Annotated in this window: 27 protein-coding genes and 2 pseudogenes; 17 read left to right on the top strand and 12 right to left on the bottom strand. The window is 25.8% G+C overall.

Annotation, left to right across the window (positions count from 1 at the left end; genetic code table 4):
• Window positions 1–81: 81 nt before the first annotated feature.
• A pseudogene (locus ACQH23_RS08610) lies at window positions 82–885 on the bottom strand (IS5 family transposase).
• Window positions 886–945: 60 nt separating this feature from the next.
• Window positions 946–1,896: pseudogene (locus tag ACQH23_RS08605) on the bottom strand (IS30 family transposase).
• Between the two features lie 272 nt (window positions 1,897–2,168).
• Between ACQH23_RS08605 and ACQH23_RS08600 the strand changes: the two are divergent.
• From ACQH23_RS08600 to ACQH23_RS08555, 10 genes are all read left to right on the top strand, one after another.
• The gene (locus ACQH23_RS08600) at window positions 2,169–2,354 is read left to right on the top strand and encodes a hypothetical protein (protein WP_425378019.1); all 186 of its coding nucleotides are present in this window, start codon (window positions 2,169–2,171) and stop codon (window positions 2,352–2,354) included.
• A 101-nt stretch (window positions 2,355–2,455) separates the two neighbouring features.
• The gene (locus tag ACQH23_RS08595) at window positions 2,456–2,644 is read left to right on the top strand and encodes a hypothetical protein (RefSeq protein WP_425378018.1); all 189 of its coding nucleotides are present in this window, start codon (window positions 2,456–2,458) and stop codon (window positions 2,642–2,644) included.
• Between the two features lie 17 nt (window positions 2,645–2,661).
• Window positions 2,662–4,164 (top strand): lysine--tRNA ligase, encoded by a 1,503-nt coding sequence (lysS, locus tag ACQH23_RS08590; protein ID WP_425378017.1) that lies wholly within the window; start codon window positions 2,662–2,664, stop codon window positions 4,162–4,164.
• Window positions 4,165–4,349: 185 nt separating this feature from the next.
• Window positions 4,350–4,754: a hypothetical protein gene (locus tag ACQH23_RS08585; RefSeq protein WP_425378016.1), complete on the top strand. Its 405-nt coding sequence runs from the start codon at window positions 4,350–4,352 to the stop codon at window positions 4,752–4,754.
• Between the two features lie 133 nt (window positions 4,755–4,887).
• Window positions 4,888–5,253 (top strand): hypothetical protein, encoded by a 366-nt coding sequence (locus ACQH23_RS08580; RefSeq protein WP_425378015.1) that lies wholly within the window; start codon window positions 4,888–4,890, stop codon window positions 5,251–5,253.
• A gap of 45 nt (window positions 5,254–5,298) precedes the next feature.
• The gene (locus tag ACQH23_RS08575; RefSeq protein WP_425378014.1) at window positions 5,299–5,985 is read left to right on the top strand and encodes an IspD/TarI family cytidylyltransferase; all 687 of its coding nucleotides are present in this window, start codon (window positions 5,299–5,301) and stop codon (window positions 5,983–5,985) included.
• Between the two features lie 249 nt (window positions 5,986–6,234).
• Complete coding sequence (gene rpsF, locus ACQH23_RS08570) at window positions 6,235–6,681, top strand: 30S ribosomal protein S6 (RefSeq protein WP_425378013.1); 447 nt, start codon at window positions 6,235–6,237, stop codon at window positions 6,679–6,681.
• Between the two features lie 18 nt (window positions 6,682–6,699).
• Window positions 6,700–7,152: a single-stranded DNA-binding protein gene (locus ACQH23_RS08565; RefSeq protein WP_425378012.1), complete on the top strand. Its 453-nt coding sequence runs from the start codon at window positions 6,700–6,702 to the stop codon at window positions 7,150–7,152.
• 953 nt (window positions 7,153–8,105) lie between these two features.
• Window positions 8,106–8,369 (top strand): transposase family protein, encoded by a 264-nt coding sequence (locus tag ACQH23_RS08560; protein ID WP_425377767.1) that lies wholly within the window; start codon window positions 8,106–8,108, stop codon window positions 8,367–8,369.
• A 173-nt stretch (window positions 8,370–8,542) separates the two neighbouring features.
• Complete coding sequence (locus ACQH23_RS08555; RefSeq protein WP_425378011.1) at window positions 8,543–9,226, top strand: IS3 family transposase; 684 nt, start codon at window positions 8,543–8,545, stop codon at window positions 9,224–9,226.
• Between the two features lie 79 nt (window positions 9,227–9,305).
• Here ACQH23_RS08555 and ACQH23_RS08550 read toward each other — a convergent pair whose 3' ends face one another.
• From ACQH23_RS08550 to ACQH23_RS08540, 3 genes are all read right to left on the bottom strand, one after another.
• Window positions 9,306–9,749 carry a Fur family transcriptional regulator gene (locus ACQH23_RS08550; protein ID WP_425378010.1) on the bottom strand — a complete coding sequence of 148 codons (444 nt, stop codon included), beginning with the start codon at window positions 9,747–9,749 and terminating at the stop codon, window positions 9,306–9,308.
• A gap of 14 nt (window positions 9,750–9,763) precedes the next feature.
• Window positions 9,764–9,988, bottom strand: a complete 225-nt coding sequence (locus tag ACQH23_RS08545) for an acyl carrier protein (protein WP_425378009.1) — start codon at window positions 9,986–9,988, stop codon at window positions 9,764–9,766.
• A 272-nt stretch (window positions 9,989–10,260) separates the two neighbouring features.
• Window positions 10,261–10,590, bottom strand: coding sequence for a hypothetical protein (locus ACQH23_RS08540; RefSeq protein ID WP_425378008.1), 330 nt, complete (start codon window positions 10,588–10,590; stop codon window positions 10,261–10,263).
• Between the two features lie 67 nt (window positions 10,591–10,657).
• Between ACQH23_RS08540 and ACQH23_RS08535 the strand changes: the two genes are divergently transcribed.
• Genes ACQH23_RS08535 through ACQH23_RS08525 form a run of 3 tightly spaced genes read left to right on the top strand, consistent with a single transcriptional unit; the run spans window position 10,658 to window position 11,597 of the window.
• On the top strand, window positions 10,658–11,179 hold the full coding sequence (locus ACQH23_RS08535) for an IS30 family transposase (RefSeq protein ID WP_425378007.1): 522 nt from the start codon (window positions 10,658–10,660) through the stop codon (window positions 11,177–11,179).
• Window positions 11,148–11,273 (top strand): hypothetical protein, encoded by a 126-nt coding sequence (locus ACQH23_RS08530; protein WP_425378006.1) that lies wholly within the window; start codon window positions 11,148–11,150, stop codon window positions 11,271–11,273. The genes ACQH23_RS08535 and ACQH23_RS08530 overlap by 32 nt, the downstream gene beginning before the upstream one ends.
• A gap of 3 nt (window positions 11,274–11,276) precedes the next feature.
• Entirely contained in the window at window positions 11,277–11,597 is a 321-nt protein-coding gene (locus ACQH23_RS08525) for an IS30 family transposase (protein WP_425379333.1), read from the top strand.
• A 61-nt stretch (window positions 11,598–11,658) separates the two neighbouring features.
• Here ACQH23_RS08525 and ACQH23_RS08520 read toward each other — a convergent pair whose 3' ends face one another.
• From ACQH23_RS08520 to ACQH23_RS08500, 5 genes are all read right to left on the bottom strand, one after another.
• Window positions 11,659–11,883: a hypothetical protein gene (locus ACQH23_RS08520; RefSeq protein ID WP_425378005.1), complete on the bottom strand. Its 225-nt coding sequence runs from the start codon at window positions 11,881–11,883 to the stop codon at window positions 11,659–11,661.
• A gap of 44 nt (window positions 11,884–11,927) precedes the next feature.
• Window positions 11,928–12,242, bottom strand: coding sequence for a transposase (locus tag ACQH23_RS08515; protein WP_425378004.1), 315 nt, complete (start codon window positions 12,240–12,242; stop codon window positions 11,928–11,930).
• A 74-nt stretch (window positions 12,243–12,316) separates the two neighbouring features.
• Complete coding sequence (locus ACQH23_RS08510; RefSeq protein ID WP_425378003.1) at window positions 12,317–12,502, bottom strand: hypothetical protein; 186 nt, start codon at window positions 12,500–12,502, stop codon at window positions 12,317–12,319.
• A gap of 263 nt (window positions 12,503–12,765) precedes the next feature.
• Window positions 12,766–13,212, bottom strand: coding sequence for a lipoprotein (locus ACQH23_RS08505; RefSeq protein ID WP_425378002.1), 447 nt, complete (start codon window positions 13,210–13,212; stop codon window positions 12,766–12,768).
• A gap of 821 nt (window positions 13,213–14,033) precedes the next feature.
• Entirely contained in the window at window positions 14,034–15,032 is a 999-nt protein-coding gene (locus ACQH23_RS08500; RefSeq protein ID WP_425378001.1) for a hypothetical protein, read from the bottom strand.
• Window positions 15,033–15,695: 663 nt separating this feature from the next.
• Here ACQH23_RS08500 and ACQH23_RS08495 point away from each other — a divergent pair.
• Both ACQH23_RS08495 and ACQH23_RS08490 read left to right on the top strand, forming a co-directional pair.
• Entirely contained in the window at window positions 15,696–15,932 is a 237-nt protein-coding gene (locus tag ACQH23_RS08495) for a hypothetical protein (RefSeq protein ID WP_425378000.1), read from the top strand.
• 440 nt (window positions 15,933–16,372) lie between these two features.
• The gene (locus ACQH23_RS08490; protein WP_425377999.1) at window positions 16,373–16,612 is read left to right on the top strand and encodes a hypothetical protein; all 240 of its coding nucleotides are present in this window, start codon (window positions 16,373–16,375) and stop codon (window positions 16,610–16,612) included.
• Between the two features lie 274 nt (window positions 16,613–16,886).
• Here ACQH23_RS08490 and trmFO read toward each other — a convergent pair whose 3' ends face one another.
• Window positions 16,887–17,651, bottom strand: coding sequence for a methylenetetrahydrofolate--tRNA-(uracil(54)-C(5))-methyltransferase (FADH(2)-oxidizing) TrmFO (gene trmFO / locus ACQH23_RS08485; RefSeq protein ID WP_425377998.1), 765 nt, complete (start codon window positions 17,649–17,651; stop codon window positions 16,887–16,889).
• On the bottom strand, window positions 17,632–20,295 hold the full coding sequence (locus ACQH23_RS08480) for a valine--tRNA ligase (RefSeq protein ID WP_425377997.1): 2,664 nt from the start codon (window positions 20,293–20,295) through the stop codon (window positions 17,632–17,634). The genes trmFO and ACQH23_RS08480 overlap by 20 nt, the downstream gene beginning before the upstream one ends.
• A gap of 1,393 nt (window positions 20,296–21,688) precedes the next feature.
• Between ACQH23_RS08480 and ACQH23_RS08475 the strand changes: the two genes are divergently transcribed.
• Entirely contained in the window at window positions 21,689–21,973 is a 285-nt protein-coding gene (locus ACQH23_RS08475; protein WP_425377996.1) for a hypothetical protein, read from the top strand.
• Between the two features lie 9 nt (window positions 21,974–21,982).
• Window positions 21,983–22,150, top strand: coding sequence for a hypothetical protein (locus ACQH23_RS08470; RefSeq protein ID WP_425377995.1), 168 nt, complete (start codon window positions 21,983–21,985; stop codon window positions 22,148–22,150).

The raw sequence follows: 22,150 nt of genomic DNA, 5'->3' as shown, positions 1-22,150 counted from the left end.
ACATACATTTTGTACTTTTGGTATTTACATTTTTAAAAAATTTATTTTATTAGACTTCTTGCAATACCTTATTATTTATGCTTAAAAAGCAATTAAATTAAATCTTAAAGCAAATCTTTTTCTACGATTGCGATATTTTTCAGTAATAATTTTAAATTTTTTAAGGATAGCAAAAAAATTTTCAATAACGATTCTCATTTGTGAAATTATTTTATTATGCTGTTTTTGTTCGTTATTTAAAGTTTTTTGCTTTGTTTTTTTATGCGGAATCAAAACATTCCGATGCATTTTTTGCAAGCCTTGATAACCTGTATCAACTATTACTTTGCTAGCTTTTAAAAGCGGTATTTTTGCTTCTTTAAATAAACAAAAATCATCGGTTTTACCACAAGCAAAATTTGTTGCAATAATAGTTTTGCTTTCTTTTTCGAGGATTATTTGTGTTTTGATAGTATGCTTTTTCTTTTTTCCGAAATAGTATTTTTTTTGTTTTTTTGGGCGTTGGATGGCTGTTTCGGTTGCATCAATAATAATTGTTTTATCATTAAAATATTTATTTATTAATGTTTTTTTGCCCAGCAAGTTATTGAAAGTCAGGGTGTTTAATTAAAGTGTTTTCAATTCATTTGATATTACGATAACAATTACTCTCACTAATGCCAAAACTTTTGCCAAGATGAAAATAAGTGCGGTATTCTCTTCAATATGATAAAGTCATTAATAAACGATTTTCTAATGATAATTTATTATCTTTTCCGCCTTTTTTAAATTTTTTTAACTCGGTTTCTTTTAAAATATCTAACATTTTATTAAAAGTATTTTTTTTATTCCTGTTAATCGTAATAATTCTTTATCATTAAGAAATTTAAAGTTATCCTTTTTCATAGTTTTATACCTTCCTAATTTATATTTTTTATTTTTGCCAAATTGTAAAGTTAAGTGCAACTAAATTATTTTTCTAACCAAATATTCGATTGGCGAAAGATAATTTAGTATTTTTCTTGGTCTTTGGTTTAAAGACAATATAAATTTATGAACTGCATTTTTAGTAGTATTTGAAAAATTAAATTTTTTAGGAAATTTTTCTCTAATTAAACCATTAGTATTTTCATTAGTACCTCTTTGTCAGGGTGAATATGCATTAGCAAAATAAATTTTCACATTTAAATTTTTTTCAAGTTGTTGTCAATTAGCAAATTCTTTACCACGATCAAATGTTATAGTCTTAACAAGATTATTTGGAAGAATTGATAAATAATGGCTAATATTTTAGTTAATAACTTTAGTAGTTCTATTTTCAACTAATATTGCTAAAGTAAATCTTGATGTTCTTTCAACTAAAGTTATTAAACATGATTTACTTTTACCTCGTGATGATACTACGGTATCACCTTCTCAATGACCAAGAGTTACGCGATTATTAACATTAGCATTTCGTTCTTTAATTGATTTACCATTAAATTTACCCCGATTTTCTTGATATTTTCGTTTCTTACCTTTTCTTCTTAAATTTTTATTAGTAACTTTTTCAAGTAATCCAGAATAAATTCAATTGTAAATTGTTTTAAAACTAATAATTCATTCTTTATGAAAATTTTTAATTCTGCCATAAATTTGTTCGGGTGATCAACCTAATAATAATTTTTGTTGTACATATTTTACTAATTCTCTATTTTTAAACTTATGAAAATAAATATGTGATTGTTTTCTATTTTCTGCTTTATTTTGTGCAATTAATGAAAAATAATGATTATTATCTTTATTTCTATTAACTTCTCGAATAATAGTACTAATACTTCGATTAAGATTTTTAGCTATTTCACTAATTTTTATTTTAAACTTCAATTGATTCTCAATATAAATTCTTTCATCTATGCCAAGATGTTTATATCCCATATAAAAAATCCTTGCTTTATTTTTTCTAAAATAAACTTAGCATCATAAAATTTTTATATGAGATTTTTTGCAATTTTATTTACTTGCACTTACAAGTATAATTCAGCTTTTTAATTATATTTTATAGAAATATTCTTAATAATAAAAGCCGGTATCGCAAGAAGTCTAATAAAGATTTTAATAACATTATTAGTACCCAAGCATCATCATATTTTAGAAAAAAAGATGAATTTGGTAATACAGTTGGTCAAGTTCAATTTGAATACAATAAAATGAATGCACGTAATGTTTGAGATATTTTAAATATGAATAATTTTATTAATCGCCAAGTTACTGTTTTACCTTTAAACTATACTCAAAAATTAGTTTTTAATCCTTTTACAATTCCTGTCCTTGGTAAATTCTTAAACTATATTTCATTTGGTATTCCATGAGATTGAATTGGTAATTTTGGATAGGTTACAATAAGTTGGACCATATTTATGTGGACTTTCAAATAAATATGGTCCAACTTATTGTAACCTATTCAGATTATCATAGTATCGCAAGAACTATAATATTGAATTTAAAAGGAGAACGGATTGCTGCTAGTGAAATGCGTAAAAATTTAGCATTTTATTTTAAAGGGAAGCCAGAAGCGACCAATTATAAAATTCGGGAAACACAAATAAATACAATATTTAAGTTAAAAACGCTTGTTAATGAATATATTGCCTATTATAATAGTAATATTAGGTTTGCTAAATAATAAAAAGGAGAATTAAAATGGAGAAACGTAATTTTACAGAACAAGAGCAAATTAGACGTGATAAATTAGAAAAGCTAGTTAAGGATGGACATAATCCCTTTATAATTGCAAAGTTTGAACGAACACATACTAGTAACGACCTTAATGAACAATTTAGTCATTTATCAAAAGAGGAATTATCTACAAATAACGAGAAGACAACAATTAAAATTGCTGGGCGCATTAAAACATTCCGTGAAGCAGGAAAAGCTAGTTTTGCAACATTACAAGATCAAAATGGAATTTTTCAAATTTATGTGCGAAATGATGAAGTCGGTAATGAAAAATATCAAGAATTTATTAATTTTGATTTAGGAGATATTATCGGAGTTACTGGGATAATGATGAAAACAAATACGAGAGAATTAACAGTTCGAGTTAAAAAATTTGTTTTATTAGCAAAAGCATTACGATCATTACCAGATAAATATCATGGGATGACTGATATTGAAGAAAAATATCGACGTCGTTATGTTGATTTAATTACATCAACAGAAACAAAGGATATTTTTATTAAACGTAGTAAGATAATTGCTTTAATGCGAGTTTTTTTTAATCAAAAAGGATATTTAGAAGTTGAAACACCAGTTTTACAACCAATTCATGGGGGAGCAGCAGCGAAACCATTTGTGACTCATTATAATACTTTAGATATGAATTTTTATTTGCGTGTAGCAACAGAGTTACCACTAAAACGATTAATTGTTGGTGGGTTTGAAGGGGTTTATGAAATAGGGTGTCTATTTAGAAACGAAGGAATGGATACTCTTCATAATCCAGAATTTACAACTGTTGAAATTTATGTTGCGTATCAAGATATGAATTTTATGATGCAATTAACAGAAGATACTATTTGTCATATTGCAAAAAATATCTTAAATAAAGATGAAACAGAATACGATGGCGTAAAGATTTCATTTAAGCAACCATGAAAGCGTTGACATATGGTTGATGCAATTAAAGAATATGCGGGAGTTGATTTTTGAAAACCAATGACTTTTGCAGAGGCAAAAAAAATTGCCAAAGATAAGAAAGTTCCAATTGAAAAATTTCATAATACTGTTGGTCATATTATTAATTTATTTTTTGAAGAATTTGTGGAAGATAAATTAATTCAACCAACCTTTATTTATGGTCATCCCGTTGAAGTTTCACCCTTAGCAAAAACAAATGCTGAAGATACAAGATTTACTGATCGATTTGAATTATTTATTAAAGGACGAGAACATGCAAATGCTTATTCCGAATTAAATAATCCTGTTGAGCAATATGATCGTTTTGTTAGTCAATTAGTAGAACGTGATAATGGTAATGATGAAGCACAAGAATTAGATATTGATTTTGTTGAAGCATTAGAATATGGGATGCCACCAACTGGGGGTTTAGGAATTGGAATTGATCGGTTAGTTATGTTATTAACAAGACAAGATTCTATTAAAGATGTATTATTATTCCCTCATATGCGGCCAAGAGGAAAATAGGTGATTGTATGTATGGCATTTGGTATTGAAATTGGCTCAGTTATAACGTTACGAGAAACAGTCTCGAAGCGATTAGTTTAATCAAACGCGAATTAGTTCGTCGTTTTATTATTCAATTTAATTTATTAAAAGTTGACACGCCTTTAATTACTAGTTAAGAAAAAGGTTTGAATAATGATTTTCGGATGACAGAACGACCAATTGATTGTAATATTTCGCCAACTAAATTAGTCGGTGAAATATTACAATCACATAATAAATGACGTCGAAATGCAATTAAACAATATGAATTGTTAAAAAACGAAGGAATTCTAACAACAGCAATGGTTTTACGCCGTGATATCAAACAATCAAATAGCCAAGCAGTAACTTTTAATGAGATTGGATTTGATTTATTATTAGATGAAAAAGAAATTACCTTAGAAAAAATTAAAGAAACAATTGATAAAGCAACCAATAGACTTCTTGCTATATTAACAAAAATAAAAAAATTACAAATAAAAAAAATTAAATTAAACTTTAAAATAAGCATTTTTAAAAATTTTAATTGCTTTTTAAGCATAAACAATCAGGTATCGCAAGAAGTCTAATATTATTAGTGAAGTGGAAGATCTTTTGTTATTAAAATTTCCGCAATTAAATAAAAAATTTAAGAAGAAATTAAATTGAACAAGTCAAATGGAATTGCAAAAAGCAATGCGGTTGTTAAGTTACCAAGAACGCTTGAATCGTTATACGAGAGAAAATGGCGCGACAATTCTATATGGTTTAAAAAATATTATTACTAATAATATAATCGAAATTAGTGAATCACAAGATGTTTTTAACTGAGAATTATATGCGAAAATTTTTGTTTATGATTTTTTTTGGAAAAAGCTATTTGTATTGGCTATTGTGCTGCGAGTGTTTTTAAAAAATCAATTAGCAATAACAAAAGAAACAATTAAATTAAAAACAGAATATGATGCAAAAGTGGCAACAAATGAAGTCCCAGTTACCCTTTCTTTTGGTCTTTATAAGTCACAACTGGATTTATTTTTATTAGAAAAACAACATATTGGGGAAGTTATTGCTTCGATTTGAAGTTAAAATTTTTTAGAATATGTTAAGAAAAATGGAATCGAAATATTATAAATGAAAAATTATACTGTAATTATTGTTGCGGCAGGAAGATCATCCCGGTTTAATCAAAAGGATAACAAGTTATTATATCAAATTAATCATGATAAAACGATTATTGAACAAACATTAATGTTATTTTTAAGTGACCCATTTTGTACTGAAATTATTGTGGGAGTTAGTGAGGAAATTCTGTTTTTTTTATTACAAAAGAATTACCAAACAAAAAAATTACAATTTGTGATGGGTGGTAAGGAACGGGTTGATACAATTTATCAATGTTTAATTAATCATAAAATTACTAATGATACAATAATGATTCATGATGGCGTTCGCTGTTTTACTAGTTTAGCTTTTATCAATAAGTTAAATCAAACTTTTCATCACGAAAATTATGAAGTTCTAATTCCAATAGTTCCAATTACTGAAACGTTTAAAAAAGTTAAAAATAATTTGGTTGAAAAAACATTACCACGAGAAGAATATTTTATAATTCAAACACCACAAATTTTTAAAACCCAGTTATTATCTGTCGTTTATCACGAGTATTTTCAAACGAAAAATACGATAACAATTTATGATGACAGTTATTTGGTTGAGTTATTTTCACCAAAAACAAAAATTCATACAATTTATGGTGAAAAACAAAACATTAAAATAACTTATCCGGATGATTTAAAATTATTAAAATTAGTGAAATAACTCTTACAATTATCGTTAATATACGGTATAATTAATGGCGAGTTAATAATGCTTGAATGAATAGGCTTCTTGCGATACTAACAAAAATAAAAAAATTACAAATAAAAAAAATTAAATTAAACTTTAAAATAAGCATTTTTAAAAATTTTAATTGCTTTTTAAGCATAAATAATAAGATGCCGCAAGAAGTCTAATAATTATTAGCTCCTTGTCCGCATAGGACCTAGACCAAAAGAAGGAAAAAATAAAGTGCGTAAATATGAAGTTATGTATATATTAAATTCTGAAGCAACTAATTTAGATGAGTTAGAAAATAAATTACATCAAATTTTAGAAGCTAATGGAGGAAAAATTGAAGAACACGGTAAATGAGGAATTAAGGACTTATCATATCCTATTAAAAAGAAAAAAAAGGGATATTATGAAGTATTAATTGTTAATACAACATCAGAGAACATTGATGAATTTGTTCGAATTAGTCATATTGAACAAGATGTTTTACGAATCTTAGTAATTAATACCGAAAAAGAAAAAGGTTATATTCAATCAACTGTTTATGCAAAAACAGAAGTTAAGAATGATAAACCAGACAGTGATCGTAAACCAGGAAATAAAAGACCAGATTACAAACGTCATGAACAACGTTCAAAGGGTGAAGAGCCAAAAGCACATAAACCAACTGAAACAAAAGAATAAGAGGAGTGAACAAAAGTTATGTTGAATCGAGTTTCATTAGTAGGAAGACTAACACGTGATTTAGAATTAAAAAATTCTGTTAATAATAAACCATTTGTTGCTTTTACATTAGCAGTAAATAATAATTTTAACAATCAAACCTCATTTATTCCATGCTTTGCTTGGAATAAAACAGCTGAAAATATGTCCCGTTATTTAAAAAAAGGATCATTAATCGCTTTGGATGGACGTTTGCAAACTAGAACGGATAATACTAGTGGCCAAATGATAACAATTGTGCAAGTAATCGCTGATATTGTTTCATTCTTAGATTCAAGAGGAACTACAATTGGTACTGACGGTGAGGGAGCGCCAATGCCAAATACTAATGATTTTAATAGCACAACTTTTGATCAACAATTGCAACCACAAGATGATAGTAATAATAATAGTATTAGTTTTGATGGTGATGATGCAATTTTATGAGATTAAAAGGAAAGGAAAACAAGAATGAATCCAAAATTTAAACGTTTTAAAAAAATGTTATTTTACTAAAAACGGTCGCATGGAAAAAAGAAGGGTTTTGAAAAAACTTAGAAATTGAATAAGAATAATAAACCATTTTAGTAAATGGTTTATTTATTTATAAAACCATAATTATAGATTAATTTAATTGAAACAGAGAAAAGACAGCATCTTATTTATAAAATAAAAAACTTTATAGCAACTTTTTGATGTCCTCTTTAAGTTGTTTGAACATTTATTAAATATCTTAGAAGTATTTATAAAAAATGTACCTGTTTTTTCTCCTAATTTAAGGTGTTGTATTTTCTCTGTTCCATTTATATTAATTTCTATTGGCACACTTAATTATTTATTAAAAAATTAATATTTAATATACGATCTTTGAAAACTTAATAGTATTTTTCAGTGTGCCAATTTTTACTATTTTTCATATTTTAAATGTGCCAAAATTTATTTTTACTATATATTTAATATATTTATTTAAAAGACAGAGAGATAAAGAAATAAAAAATAAAATATTAATATTTCTCTCACTCTCTCTCATAAATAATTATTTAATAACAAAATTAATATATTTGTTAATAAATATATTAGAGTAAAAGTAAGTAAAAAAGTATTAATAATATATTTATTTCAATCTCTATCATAAACAAACAATATAAATATATTAAATTAAATATTTTTGATAAATATATCTTAAAATTATATATAAAAAATAATGTTAAAAAAATATGCACAGTTTCAGATAACTGAGAATTTTAATTAAAAAATGCTACCACTTCAATATGAAATGAAAGCATTTTTTAATTAAAATTCTCAGTTATCTGAAACTGTGCAGTGCAGTCTATTGTAGACTGCACCCAAAAAAGTAAGTAAAGAAAAAAAGTCTTTGCTAAACTTTAAAGGAGGTGCATTTTTATATGGCAAGAAAAGGACAAAAATTTAATAAATATACAGCAGATTTTCGAAAAATGATAGGACAAGAGGTTAAAAATAATAGTATAAGTTTTATTGCAAAAAAATATGCAATTAATAAAAAAACTGTTGCTTCATGGTATGAAAATTTTAAGAAAGGAATTTTAAACACCAATAAAGGTCCAAAAGAATCATTTGAAAAAAGAGATTTAAACTATTACAAAGTTAGGTATGAATTACTAAAAAAGCTTCATGACTTTTACAATTAAATAAAAGAAAAATTGTATTTTTTATCAAAGAAAACCTTAATAAATATCCACTAAATTTATTACTTGATGTAACAGATTTAAAGCGTAGTTATTGAGATAAATATAAAAATTATTCAAGTAATGGTAAGGATAGCGAATCATTAAAGAATATTGTAAAAGTCTATGAAGAAAATTTGAAACAATTTGGTTATCGTCGAATTACCAAATATTTAAAAGAAGATTATGGCATTGTTTATAATGCTAAGAAAGTATTACGAATTATGAAAGAAAATAATATTCAAGCTGAATATGTAAAGCGTATGCGTAGAAAAATATTAATAAAACAAAATAGAAATAAAAATATAATTAAATATCCTGATTTAGTAAATCGTAATTTTAATGATATTAAAGAAAGATTTTCAATTTTATTTACTGATGTAACTTATTTAATTTGAAATGGTAAAAAACATTATCAATCAACAATAATTGATGGATATACTAAAGAAATTATTGATGTAAAATGATCAAAATTTAATAATAACAAACTTGTAATTGATAATTTAAATGCTGCAATTAATAAAATTAAAAAAATAAAAAAAGATCTAAATAAAACAATAATTCATTCAGATCACGGATATCAATATACATCTAAAGATTATAATAGTAAATGTTTAGATAACAAAATTATAATTTCAATGGGTAAAAATTATCATTGTGCAGACAACATTATTATTGAAAGTTTTCATTCATTACTTAAAAAAGGAACAATCCATAATAAAAATTATAAATCTCATAATGAATATATTAATGATGTTAAAAAATGAAATAAATGATATTCAAACCAAAAAGAAAAAGATATAATAAATGAAAGTTTGTAAACCTTTTTATTAATACTTACTAAACGGGGTGCAGTCTATTGTAAACCTTTTTATTAATACTTACTAAACAGGGTGCAGTCTAGATTTTTTTATTATGGCATTGTTCACAAATCCCATGTCCTTCAATTTTAAAATGAACTGGTTCTCAATTAATATTTGTCATTACCTCTTTTAAATTAAATAATTTAATTTCTTGTAAAATATTGTTATTTTTAATATGGACAACATTTTTACAAATATCACAAACCATATGAAAGGATGGGTTCTCTGCTAAATCATATCAAATTTGCTTTCCATCAAAAGAATTAGTAAAAACAATATGCTCACTAATTAATAAATCAATTGTATTATAAACTGACATTAAATTAACATTTTTAAATTCTTTCTCTAATAATTCAACAATTTCGGTTAAATTCAAATGTTGTTTCTCAGTTAAAATTTTAATAATTGCTAACCTAATTTCAGTAATTCGATAATTTTTACTTTTTAATAACTTTACAATATCGTCATATGATAATGCCATTGGTGCCAGCTCCTTTATTTTTTAATTTCATTAATAATATCAACTAAGTCTGCTACTATTTTAATATCCATCAATTTATCATCGTGAATTTGAATACCACATTTTTTCTCCGCTTCAATGACTAAGTCCATTAAGTCTAATGAATCTAATCCTAATGATTTAAACTTCGTATTTAAGTCAATTGGTTTTGAAATCCCCTGTTCTTTTAAAACTTTTTTAATTTCATCTAACACATTCATTTAAAGTTCCTCGCATTCTCTTGTTATAATTAATATAAATTATAACAAGTTTAAGGACAAAATAATAGCACCCAATGGTCCCCAACCTTTATAAAGTAATTTTTCATGCCCGATATAATTGTTGCTGGTTATGATAATGATAAATGATAATTACTTTTGAATAATCAATTTGCTCATTATTGTAATAAAAACTAAGATAACTTGTTGGATTATCAAAAAAAGCATTTGTGGATTTAGACTACACCCTGTTTAGTAAGTATTAATAAAAAGGTTTACAAACTTTCATTTATTATATCTTTTTCTTTTTGGTTTGAATATCATTTATTTCATTTTTTAACATCATTAATATATTCATTATGAGATTTATAATTTTTATTATGGATTGTTCCTTTTTTAAGTAATGAATGAAAACTTTCAATAATAATGTTGTCTGCACAATGATAATTTTTACCCATTGAAATTATAATTTTGTTATCTAAACATTTACTATTATAATCTTTAGATGTATATTGATATCCGTGATCTGAATGAATTATTGTTTTATTTAGATCTTTTTTTATTTGCTGAATTATACTTGTAAGTGCAAGTAAATAAAATTGCAAAAAATCTCATATAAAAATTTTATGATGCTAAGTTTATTTTAGAAAAAATAAAGCAAGGGGTTTTTATATGGGATATAAACATCTTGTCATAGATGAAAGAATTTATATTGAGAATCAATTGAAGTTTAAAATAAAAATTAGTGAAATAGCTAAAAATCTTAATCGAAGTATTAGTACTATTATTCAAGAAGTTAATAGAAATAAAGATAATAATCATTATTTTTCATTAATTGCACAAAATAAAGCAGAAAATAGAAAACAATCACATATTTATTTTCATAAGTTTAAAAATAGAGAATTAGTAAAATATGTACAACAAAAATTATTATTAGGTTGATCACCCGAACAAATTTATGGCAGAATTAAAAATTTTCATAAAGAATGAATTATTAGTTTTAAAACAATTTACAATTGAATTTATTCTGGATTACTTGAAAAAGTTACTAATAAAAATTTAAGAAGAAAAGGTAAGAAACGAAAATATCAAGAAAATCGGGGTAAATTTAATGGTAAATCAATTAAAGAACGAAATGCTAATGTTAATAATCGCGTAACTCTTGGTCATTGCCGTAGTATCATCACGAGGTAAAAGTAAATCATGTTTAATAACTTTAGTTGAAAGAACATCAAGATTTACTTTAGCAATATTAGTTGAAAATAGAACTACTAAAGTTATTAACTAAAATATTAGCCATTATTTATCAATTCTTCCAAATAATCTTGTTAAGACTATAACATTTGATCGTGGTAAAGAATTTGCTAATTGACAACAACTTGAAAAAAATTTAAATGTTAAAATTTATTTTGCTAATGCATATTCACCCTGACAAAGAGGTACTAATGAAAATACTAATGGTTTAATTAGAGAAAAATTTCCTAAAAAATTTAATTTTTCAAATACTACTAAAAATGCAGTTCATAAATTTATATTGTCTTTAAACCAAAGACCAAGAAAAATACTAAATTATCTTTCGCCAATCGAATATTTGGTTAGAAAAATAATTTAGTTGCACTTAACTTTACAATTTGGCATTGTAAAAGTCATGAAGCTTTTTTAGTAATTCATACCTAACTTTGTAATAGTTTAAATCTCTTTTTTTCAAATGATTTTTTTGGACCTTTATTGGTGTTTAAAATTCCTTTCTTAAAATTTTCATACCATGAAGCAACAGTTTTTTTATTAATTGCATATTTTTTTGCAATAAAACTTATACTATTATTTTTAACTTCTTGTCCTATCCTTTTTCGAAAATCTGCTGTATATTTATTAAATTTTTGTCCTTTTCTTGCCATATAAAAATGCACCTCCTTTAAAGTTTAGCAAAGACTTTTTTTCTTTACTTACTTTTTTGGGTGCAGTCTATTCATCGTACGTGATACATTTTGCCGATTATCAGTGCCGCTTGCTTTAAAATGTCGTTTTCCATTCGTAATTGGATTAATTCTTTCCGCAAGGCAATCAGTTCATTTTCTTCAACAGTGCGGTTATCTTTTGCTTTAAAAGATCCAGAATTATTTAATTTTTCAATTCACTGATATACGGTTGATTTTGACATCCCATATTCCTTAAAAATTTCAAGAATTGTTTTACCATTTTGATAAAGTAAAACAATTTGTTTTTTAAATTCATCGGTGTATGAATTTCTTCCCATTTTTATATTCCTACTTTCTTCATAATTATATTTTATTTGAAAGTACACATAAATATGGTCCAACTTATTGTAACCTATCCAAAATTACCAATTCAATCTCATGGAATATCAAATGAAATATAGTTTAATAATTTACCAAGGACAGGAATTGTAAAAGGATTAAAAACTAATTTTTGAGTATAGTTTAAAGGTAAAACAGTAACTTGACGATTAATAAAATTATTCATATTTAAAATATCTCAAACATTACGTGCATTCATTTTATTGTATTCAAATTGAACTTGACCAACTGTATTACCAAATTCATCTTTTTTTCTAAAATATGATGATGCTTGGGTACTAATAATGTTATTAAAATCTTTATTAGACTTCTTGCGATACCGGATTTTATTTTTAATTATATTTTATAGAAATATTCTTAATAAGAAAAGCCGGTATCGCAAGAAGTCTAATGTAGAAAGAAACACATCTAATTCTGCTATTAAAATTACAATTAATCCAAGATAAAAAAATATAGGAACCATTAAGCTCCCATATGTTCTCTTCAATCAATAACTTCACCAGTATTTTTGTTTATTGTTGGTTTTTCAGGTTCATTATTGCCATTTCAGCGATAAATTACTTGATTTACATAAAGACCCCCACCAACTGCTATGTAATTATCTTCTGTTACACCAGCAAAAGATATTTTTTCTTTATCAATAGCAAATATATTTTCATTCTTATATTTAGAAAAATAAATAATAACATATCATTTATTAATTTTTTTATTAAATTCATTTTTATATTCATTTTTATTAACTAGGGATCATTTACTATTTTTTGGTGGTTTTGTTAATATTGGTGTTGGTTGTTCTTTCTCATCATAATAATATTTATATTTATTTTTATCATTTTGACAACTAACTAAACTAGTTGTACTTGTTCCCATTAAAATGATTGTTCCTAAAAAACTTAATATTTTTTTCATATTTATCCCTTCTTTTTATATAATTTTGTTTGTTAATTTAATTAAAAATGAAAATAAACAAATTTTATTTTCATTTATTTATAGTTTAATAAATTTTTTTAATTTACTTATTACTATTAAATTAATTATTTCTAATATCAATATTAATTTGTGACACATAAGAATTTTGTTTTTTTCAATATTTTCTATTGTTTTATTTATACTTTTTAAAAATTGATCTTGATCTAATGAAGTCTATTTTACAGGAATTTTTTTAAATTCATGTTTATAATTTTCTAATTCTGTTTTAAATTTATTAATTTCAGCCTTTTTTCACTAAGTTCATGTTTAAAATAATTTTTTCTCCTATTTATTTCTGCAAGAAGTGTGGCTGTTTGTGTATATGCGGCTTGCCACTCATGTGCACTTACTTTTCAATTATGTGAACAACTTTGACAATTTTTACAAACTACTCTATTGTTTCCGATTGATATTGGATTATCTATTTCATCACTATCAGTTTTCATATTTATCGGGATAAGGACTAGTAGCAATTGTTGTTGGTACAGCAGTTCCACCAATAGTTAATACACTTAATAAACTAAGTAATTTTTTCATACTTGTTTTTCTCCTTTTCTTAATCTTGAAACTTTTATCAAGATCTATTGACATTATATATATATAAGCAAAATTATGAATTATTTAATAAATTTATCTTTAAAAATAGGTCTTATTACACATTTTAAGGGCTAAATTAGAAATGAAATATAATAATATTAATAATTTTGTTGTTGCTGTGTTTATTGTTTGTAATTGTTTAGTGGTAGCGTGTAAAATGTAAATTATTCTAACTCTAATAGATCAGCAACAACAAAGTTCCCAATTAAATAATTCGATACGGTTCCATACTTATCAGAAACAACTAATTTAACACCAATGGTTTGTTCAATTGGTAAAATTGGTAAGTTTTCAAAAAGATTATCATTACTCTTAACAACGGGACGGTCATCAACAAAATGCTTTGTTCACTTTTCTGAATCTCATACAGTGAAAGCTAATGTAATTTTTGCATTGGCACTAATATCTTGGTCAATTTTTTCATTTCAAATTTTTTGCAATTCAACATTATAATTGGTTTTTACTTTGTCTAAATAAGCATTAAGTAAAACATGATAAAAGATTCCTTGTTCAAATTTTGTGTCTTCATTATAATTTGAACTTTTTATATTTAAACTTCATGCATGTGCATCTTTAAATCAATTTGCAGCTTTTTCAGTACGAAGTTGATCAACATATAATCACCGTTTTTTATCATATAAATCCGTTCTTTCATTAACTTCACCATCAAAATATTTGACTAAAACATCTAAATCACGAACTGTTTTATTTTGACTTTTTTGGGATAAATATCAATTATATTTGTCAACATCAGTAGGTCAAGGGCTATGAATCAAATCACGCGATGATAATAAACTTTTTTGAATATATGCTAAACTTTTTTTAGGTAATTTTTCTTTATTATTGATTTTTTCTAACCGGACAAAAATTTGTTTCATTTGTTCATAATCATCTTTTCGTTCAACATTAATACTCATAATATTTTCAACAGGGATAAAATTTGGTTTTAACCATTCATCAAGATTATAAGCAAATAATGTTTTAATTTTACTATTTGGGGTAATTTCACCCAAAACAGCTTTATTAATAACTTTTTTAGTATTTTCTGAAATTTTATTATCTGGAATATAAGGTAAATCAGGGATTGGATTACATCCAGCAACTCAAGTTACCGGAGTAGCTAATATTATAATTGCAGCAAAGACACTGAACAATTTTTTCATTCCTATTTATCTCCTTTACCAAGAATTTCACGTATGGTATCATATAATTGCTTTAATTTTGTCAAAAACTCTTGATAAAGTCAAAAAACCTTATAAAATATAGAGATTTGCAAGAAATACATTTTATTAAAAACCCAATAAAATAAAGGTTTTATTAAAATATCAATATTTTTCTACAAAATTAAATCATAATCGCATATAATAATATATTATTTTTAACAAAAAAACAATACTAAGTTATCTTTTTTGTCCTTATCTTGTGATAATTTCGTAATAGTTATCTAGCAAAAATTTCGCAACCATTTAAAATTAAAAATGGTGATAACAATGGAAAGAAAACTAACAATGAAATAACAACATAAATACAAAACAATTGAAAAAATTATTAACAATAAAATATCAAAGCAAAGAGCTGCAAATATTTTACACTTATCAATTCGTCGCATTGAACAAATTATAAAACTTTATGATCCACAAAATAGTCAATCATTTGCTCACCATTCTCGTGGAAGGATAGCTCACAATAAAACAAATCCACAAATTTGTGAAAAGATTATAAATTTATATAAAACTAAATATATTGGCTTTAATTTTACTCATTTCAAAGAAAAATTAATCGAAAATGAAGGAATAAACATTTCATATTCAGTTTTATACAAATTAATGTCCTTAAATCAAATTAAAACACCTCGAAAGCAAAAAATAAAGAAAAAAGATAAAACCCACCCTTTAAGAGAACGTCGAAAATGTTTCGGCGAACTATTACAAGCTGATGCTAGTGAACATCATTGATTAGGAAAATGGTTCAAAATGATTTTTACATGGCGCAATTGATGATACAACAAATACGGTTGTTGGATTATATTTTGCTTATCAAGAAACATTACAAGGTTATTATAATGTTTTACATCAAATTTTACGAAATTATGGAATTCCCATTACATTTTATACCGATAAACGAACAATCTTTACATACCAAAAAAATAGTGATAAAACCGAAGAAAAAGACACCTTTACTCAATTCAGACGATGCTGTGATGAATTAGGTGTCGAAATCATAACTTCTTCAAAAGGGACGAATTGAACGTTTATGAGGCACTCTACAAGATCGCTTGAAAAATTAATTAATTCTCGCAGGAGTAACCACTATTGAAGAAGCAAATACATTCTTAAAAGAATTTATAACCAAATTCAATAAACAATTTGCCATTCTTATTGATTATAACAATTCTGTCTTTGTTGACGCTCCTAATAATGACAAAATTAATTTATTTTTATCAATTACTTCAACGCGACAAACAGACAATGGTTCATCAATTAGTTATAACAATAAAAAATATATGGCTTATAATAATAAAAAGTTAAAAGTCTTTAATTCAAAAACAAAAATTACAGTAATTAAAGCATTTGATGAAACATTATATTTTAAATATAACAATCAAATATATAATTTATTAGAATACATTCCGGTTCCTATTAAAAATATTGAAAACAAAGTTCCCAAATCTAAAGCACATAAACCAAAACCAAATCATCCTTGAAATAATCAATATACATTACAAACATCATCAATTAAATAATTTTGCGAAATTTTTGCTAGATATTGACATACTAAGTTATCTTTTTTCTCAAATTGGGTGAACTTCATTAACTTTCATCATTATACTTCTTGCGATACTAACAAAAATAAAAAAATTACAAATAAAAAAAATTAAATTAAACTTTAAAATAATTATTTTTAAAAATTTTAATTGCTTTTTAAGCATAAATAATCAGGTATCGCAAGAAGTCTATTGTAGTTTTAATAATTTTTGTATAAACCACATACATTTTGTATTTTTGGTATTTACATTTTTAAAATATTAATAAAATCAATTTTTTAAAAATGTAAATACCAAAAATACAAAATGTATGTGGTTTATACACAATTGGCATACATCCTTCAAAATAAATTTCTTTTTCAAAATCATGTAAAGTTACTGTCTCCGCAGTAATTAATGGTTGAACTCATAAGTCAAACTCATCTTTTGTCATTGGACAATTAATATAATCTTTACTATCGCCTTGGTCATAACGTGACTTATAATATACCTTCGTAAAATAAATACTTTCTTTGGTAATAATTGGGGCAGCAGCAGCATAAAAATAAAAATATTCTTGCCCTAATAATTCTTGCATTGTAGCCTGCAATTTTGGAGTTGTTAATGGACTAGAAGCAAATAAGGTAATGGCATTCGGATCAATTGTTGTTACTTCTTGGTCAATTAAAGTTACATTTGAATTATTTGTTAACCATGTTGTAATATAGACTAAAAATTGGTGGCGATCAACAGCTAATGATCCTCCCGCTGAAACACGACTTGTATATGCTGCCTTAATAATTAAGGAATCAAAGGCTAACATTTCATGTTTCAACAAGCCAACTCCATTCGTTAAACTATAACTGCGCAAGAAATTAGAACAAACTAACTCATCAAATGAATCTTGTTTTTGCACCGGATTCTTAATTAACCGTTTACTCTCATATAAGTTAACTTTAAAACCTCTTTGTGATAATTGATACGCTGTTTCTGTTCCTACCAATCCGGCCCCAATAATATTAATTGTTAGAGTTTTCATTAGTTATTTTCTCTTTTAACTGTTGATATTGCTCTAAATACTGGGCATATTTTTCTTGCTCAATCTTAATCTTTTCCGCGCTAGCTTTTGCTAAAAAGTTTTGATTTTCCAAAATGTTTTTACTTCGTTTTATTTCTTGCTCTAGCCGATTTAATTTGATTGTTATTTTTTCTTGTTCAGTGGTTTCATCAATAATATCATTTGCTACAACTTCTAAAATAACATTGGATAATGGAATTGTTAAATATTTTTGATGCTCATCTTTTTGTTCCAAAACACCAATAATTTTACTATTTACCATTTTTAAAATAAATTCATTAATTAAAGTAATTAATGCTGTATTAATTTTATTTTTGCTACTTGTTTGATCAACTCAAATTTCAATTTCCTGTTGTTTTTTAACTTGATAATCACTACGCACTTCTCGTATAGCAGCAACAATTTCGGTCACTACATTTAAATAATCAACATCATAATTAAAATTAGTTGTTGGATAATTTTCTAACATAATTGATTGTTTTAAATTTAGTTTCTGATAAATCTCTTCTGTTACAAATGGAATAAAAGGATGCAACATAATTAAAATTTGTTTTAGCACATAAAATAATGTTTGTAACGATGCCATTTGAATGGTGACATTATCGATTTGCAAATTAACTTTTGTTAATTCAATATATCATGAACAAAACTTATTTCACACAAAAACATACAAATCTTTACCGACTAACACAAACTCATATTTCTCCATATTAGTTTGAACTTTTACAATTGTTTTTGTTAATTCCGTTAAAATTCATTGATCAATCGCATTCGCTTGATGTGCTAATAATTTATTAATCTCTTGGTCAAAATTAGCTAATGGCTTGAAATTACTTGGTAAATTCATTTCAACATATCGAGCAGCATTTCATAATTTATTAATAAAATTTCATGCCCTTTTTACCTTCTCTAAAGAAAAACGTAAGTCTTGACCGGGCGCACTATTTGTAACTAAAAAATAACGTAAGGTATCAGCCCCATATTCTTTAATAACATCCATTGGGTCAATCCCATTTCCTAAGGATTTACTCATTTTACGTCCTTCTTCATCCCGAATTAATCCATGAATTAAAACATCATTAAACGGTTTTTTATTGGTAAATTCTAATGATTCAAACATCATTCTCGAAACCCAAAAGAAAATAATATCATAACCAGTAACTAAAACAATGGTTGGAAAATAACGTTGAAATAATGTTTCATCTCAAGTTCATCCTAAAGTTGTCATTGGTCATAATGCCGACGAAAATCAAGTGTCTAAGACATCTTCATCTTGCACTCAATTTTTACTATTATCTGGTGCTGTTAAACCAACATGAATCTTCATTAAATCATCTTTATGATATCAAGCAGGAATTTGGTGCCCTCATCATAATTGACGTGAAATACATCAGTCTTGCACATTTTCCATTCAATTAATTAATGTTGTATTAAAACGAGACGGGTAAAACTTAATTTGGTCATTTGTTGCTTGAAATTTAATAATTTTTTCAGCAAAATAAGGCATTTTAACAAATCATTGATCGGATAAATATGGTTCAACAATAACCCCACTTCGTTCTGAAAAACCGACTTGATGAAAATGATCTTTAATTTCAACGACTAATTTCTGTTTATTTAAATCATTAACTAAATTCTGACGAGCGGTAAAACGATCTTGGTTATTATATTCCCCAGCTAGTTCATTCATTGTCCCATCTAAATTAATACAAATTGGCATTGCTAAATGATGACGCAAAGCAATTTCAAAATCATTAGCATCATGGGCTGGTGTACATTTCATTGCCCCCGTCCCAAAATCTTGATCAACATAATCATCACAAATAACAGGAATTAATTCACCATTCGCTGGATTTACGACTTTCTTATTTCAATATTGTCGATAGCACTTATCATTTGGATTAACGACAACACATTGATCAGCAAACATTGTTTCTGGACGAGTTGTTGCAATTGTTATAAAATCGCTTGTACTATTTTCTAAAAAATATTTAAAATAATACATTTTTCCTTGTTGCTTTTGATAAATAACTTCAATATTTGATAAAGCAGTTTTTTGCATTGGGTCTCATGAAATAATTCGTTTGCCACGATAAATTAATCCTTTTTGATATAAATCAATAAATACTTTTTGCACTGCTGCTGATAAATTTTCATTTAAAGTAAATTGTTCGCGAGAATAATCCAATGCTAATCCTAACTTAGCTCATTGTTCTCGAATAACTTCGGCATATTCTTCTTTTCATGCTCAAACTTGTTCAATAAACTTTTCACGCCCTAAATCATGACGTAACATCTTTTTTGTTACGCGTAAGCACTCTTCAACTTTTGTTTGGGTAGCAATTCCGGCATGATCCATTCCTGGTAAATATAATGTATCAAATCCCATTAATTTTTTATAACGAATAATTAAATCTTGTAATGTTGTATCCCAAGCATGTCCTAAATGTAGTTTTCCAGTTACGTTTGGGGGTGGGATGACAATACTAAAACTTGGTTGTTTACTTTTCACATCCGCTGTAAAATAACCCACTGTTTTCCAAAATTGATACTTTCCTTTTTCGACCAAGTCATGATTATATTTCTTTGTTAATTCTTTTTCCATACGCTATCCTTTCTAAATAAAAACTCCTATTATTTAAACAAAATAATAGGAGCAATTATTATGCAATAATTACGGTACCATCCTTCTTTAATAAGTATTACTTACTACCTTAATTAAAATATCAAGTTAAAATATTTAGCAACCTTCATTAAAACAATAGATTAATTTCACACCGCCAATTAACTCTCTGAACTATGTTATTAATTACTCCTCTAATATTTATGGTTTTATTATAATTCTTTTTTAATTAATTGCAACTATTTCTTTAATTTTGTTGAAAACTCTTGATATGGCATCGTGTACGATGAACCTCCAAAAAACAATTCTTGTTAAATAAAAGGGGTTGTTTTTTTATTTGTAAACCCATAATTATTAATTAATTCAGAGAAAGGGCAGCATCTTAAATTCTTAAAATATAAACTTTTTATCACAACTTTAAGTTAACGAAAAAAGTTGTATTACACATTTATTAAATATCTTATAAATCTTTACAAAGTGTACCTGTTTTTTTCTCCTAATTTAAGGTGTTGTCCTTTCTCTGTTTTAGTTAATTAATTTGGCTAATAAATAAAAAAACTTAATGTCAAAGAAAGGAGTAAGTAATGGAAATTAATACGCAACGAACAATATGTGATGTTGATAATTGCTATAAATCAATATCATTCATTACCGAATAATTTTTATCAAATAAAGTTTTATGAACTTGTGATAAACACAAAGATTTATTAAATCGTACAAAAGATAAGAAACAAAAGCGATTTTATCAAAAAATAGAAAATTCAAAAATTATCTTTGATTGAGAAACTGGTTATTTTAAACTTTGATTTTATAAAACAACTTAATGCAGTGTGGGACGGTTATTTTAAATAACTAAGTGCTTCCATAAGAACATGAGTTTAATCTAATTTCCACAGCCAGCCGAGGCAAGTACTGAAATAGTGTATGAGGAAATATGTAAATCGGCGCTGGTTATATTTAAACTAAGCGATAGTCGTGATAAGTGCAAGGTCAACATCAAACGACAATAAAAATAGAGATGGCCACTTTATAAATAAATTTGCGATATATATTGTCCCATCGAGGATGGCAGCGGTTTAAAAACCACAAAGCCAGCATTAGGATCTTCAAGGTGCAAGTGAATTTATTTTAAAAACTGAACGTTTTGACCTGAAATAGTGCGGATGAAGAGAGAGAATTCTCTGGCGTAAACAATAAAAAACAACTGTCTATTATCTAATAATAAATAAATATTAAATATATTATCGCCACCGCTCACCCCCAGTGAAGCGGATGGCGTAGTAAATAAATAGATAAATACTTATATAACTAATTATCGCTTTGGCACTCACTCCCAAGTGAAAGTGCCAGCGAATTAAAAATAGGAGGAAATATAATGACAGAATATAAAAGTTTGTATATTAATAAAACTTGAAATGAAATAACAACATTATTTGATTGAGTGAATTGTCAACCTGTTAATTGTCGTATTTCTCATCATAAAAATCATTATGATTTGCAATGTTTAGAATGGGCAAAAATGTATTTAAATTTATTTGAAGATAAATGAGACGTTATTGCTTCTTATATGCAACATTACAAAATTAACGATATTTTAGATTTAGCATCAGATGGTTGAAAAATATTACAAATTGAGAAAAAAATCAATCAAATAATTTAGGAGGTTTATATGAAAAAGTTAAATAAAATTTGTCTTAAACAAAGATATTGAGGTTATTGTTTTCATAAAGAATGCAATAAAGAAAATAAATTGAATGAATTAATGCTTAAAAGTTATTCAGTATCACAAGAAGATATTACTGATGAACATTGAGCATTAAACAATAAAAATAATTAG

Source organism: Spiroplasma endosymbiont of Polydrusus pterygomalis, from assembly GCF_964030635.1.
Lineage (GTDB): Bacteria > Bacillota_I > Bacilli_A > Mycoplasmatales > Mycoplasmataceae > Spiroplasma.
The sequence above is the reverse complement of the archived record's forward strand: the minus strand, read 5'-3'. Positions and strand labels throughout refer to the sequence as shown.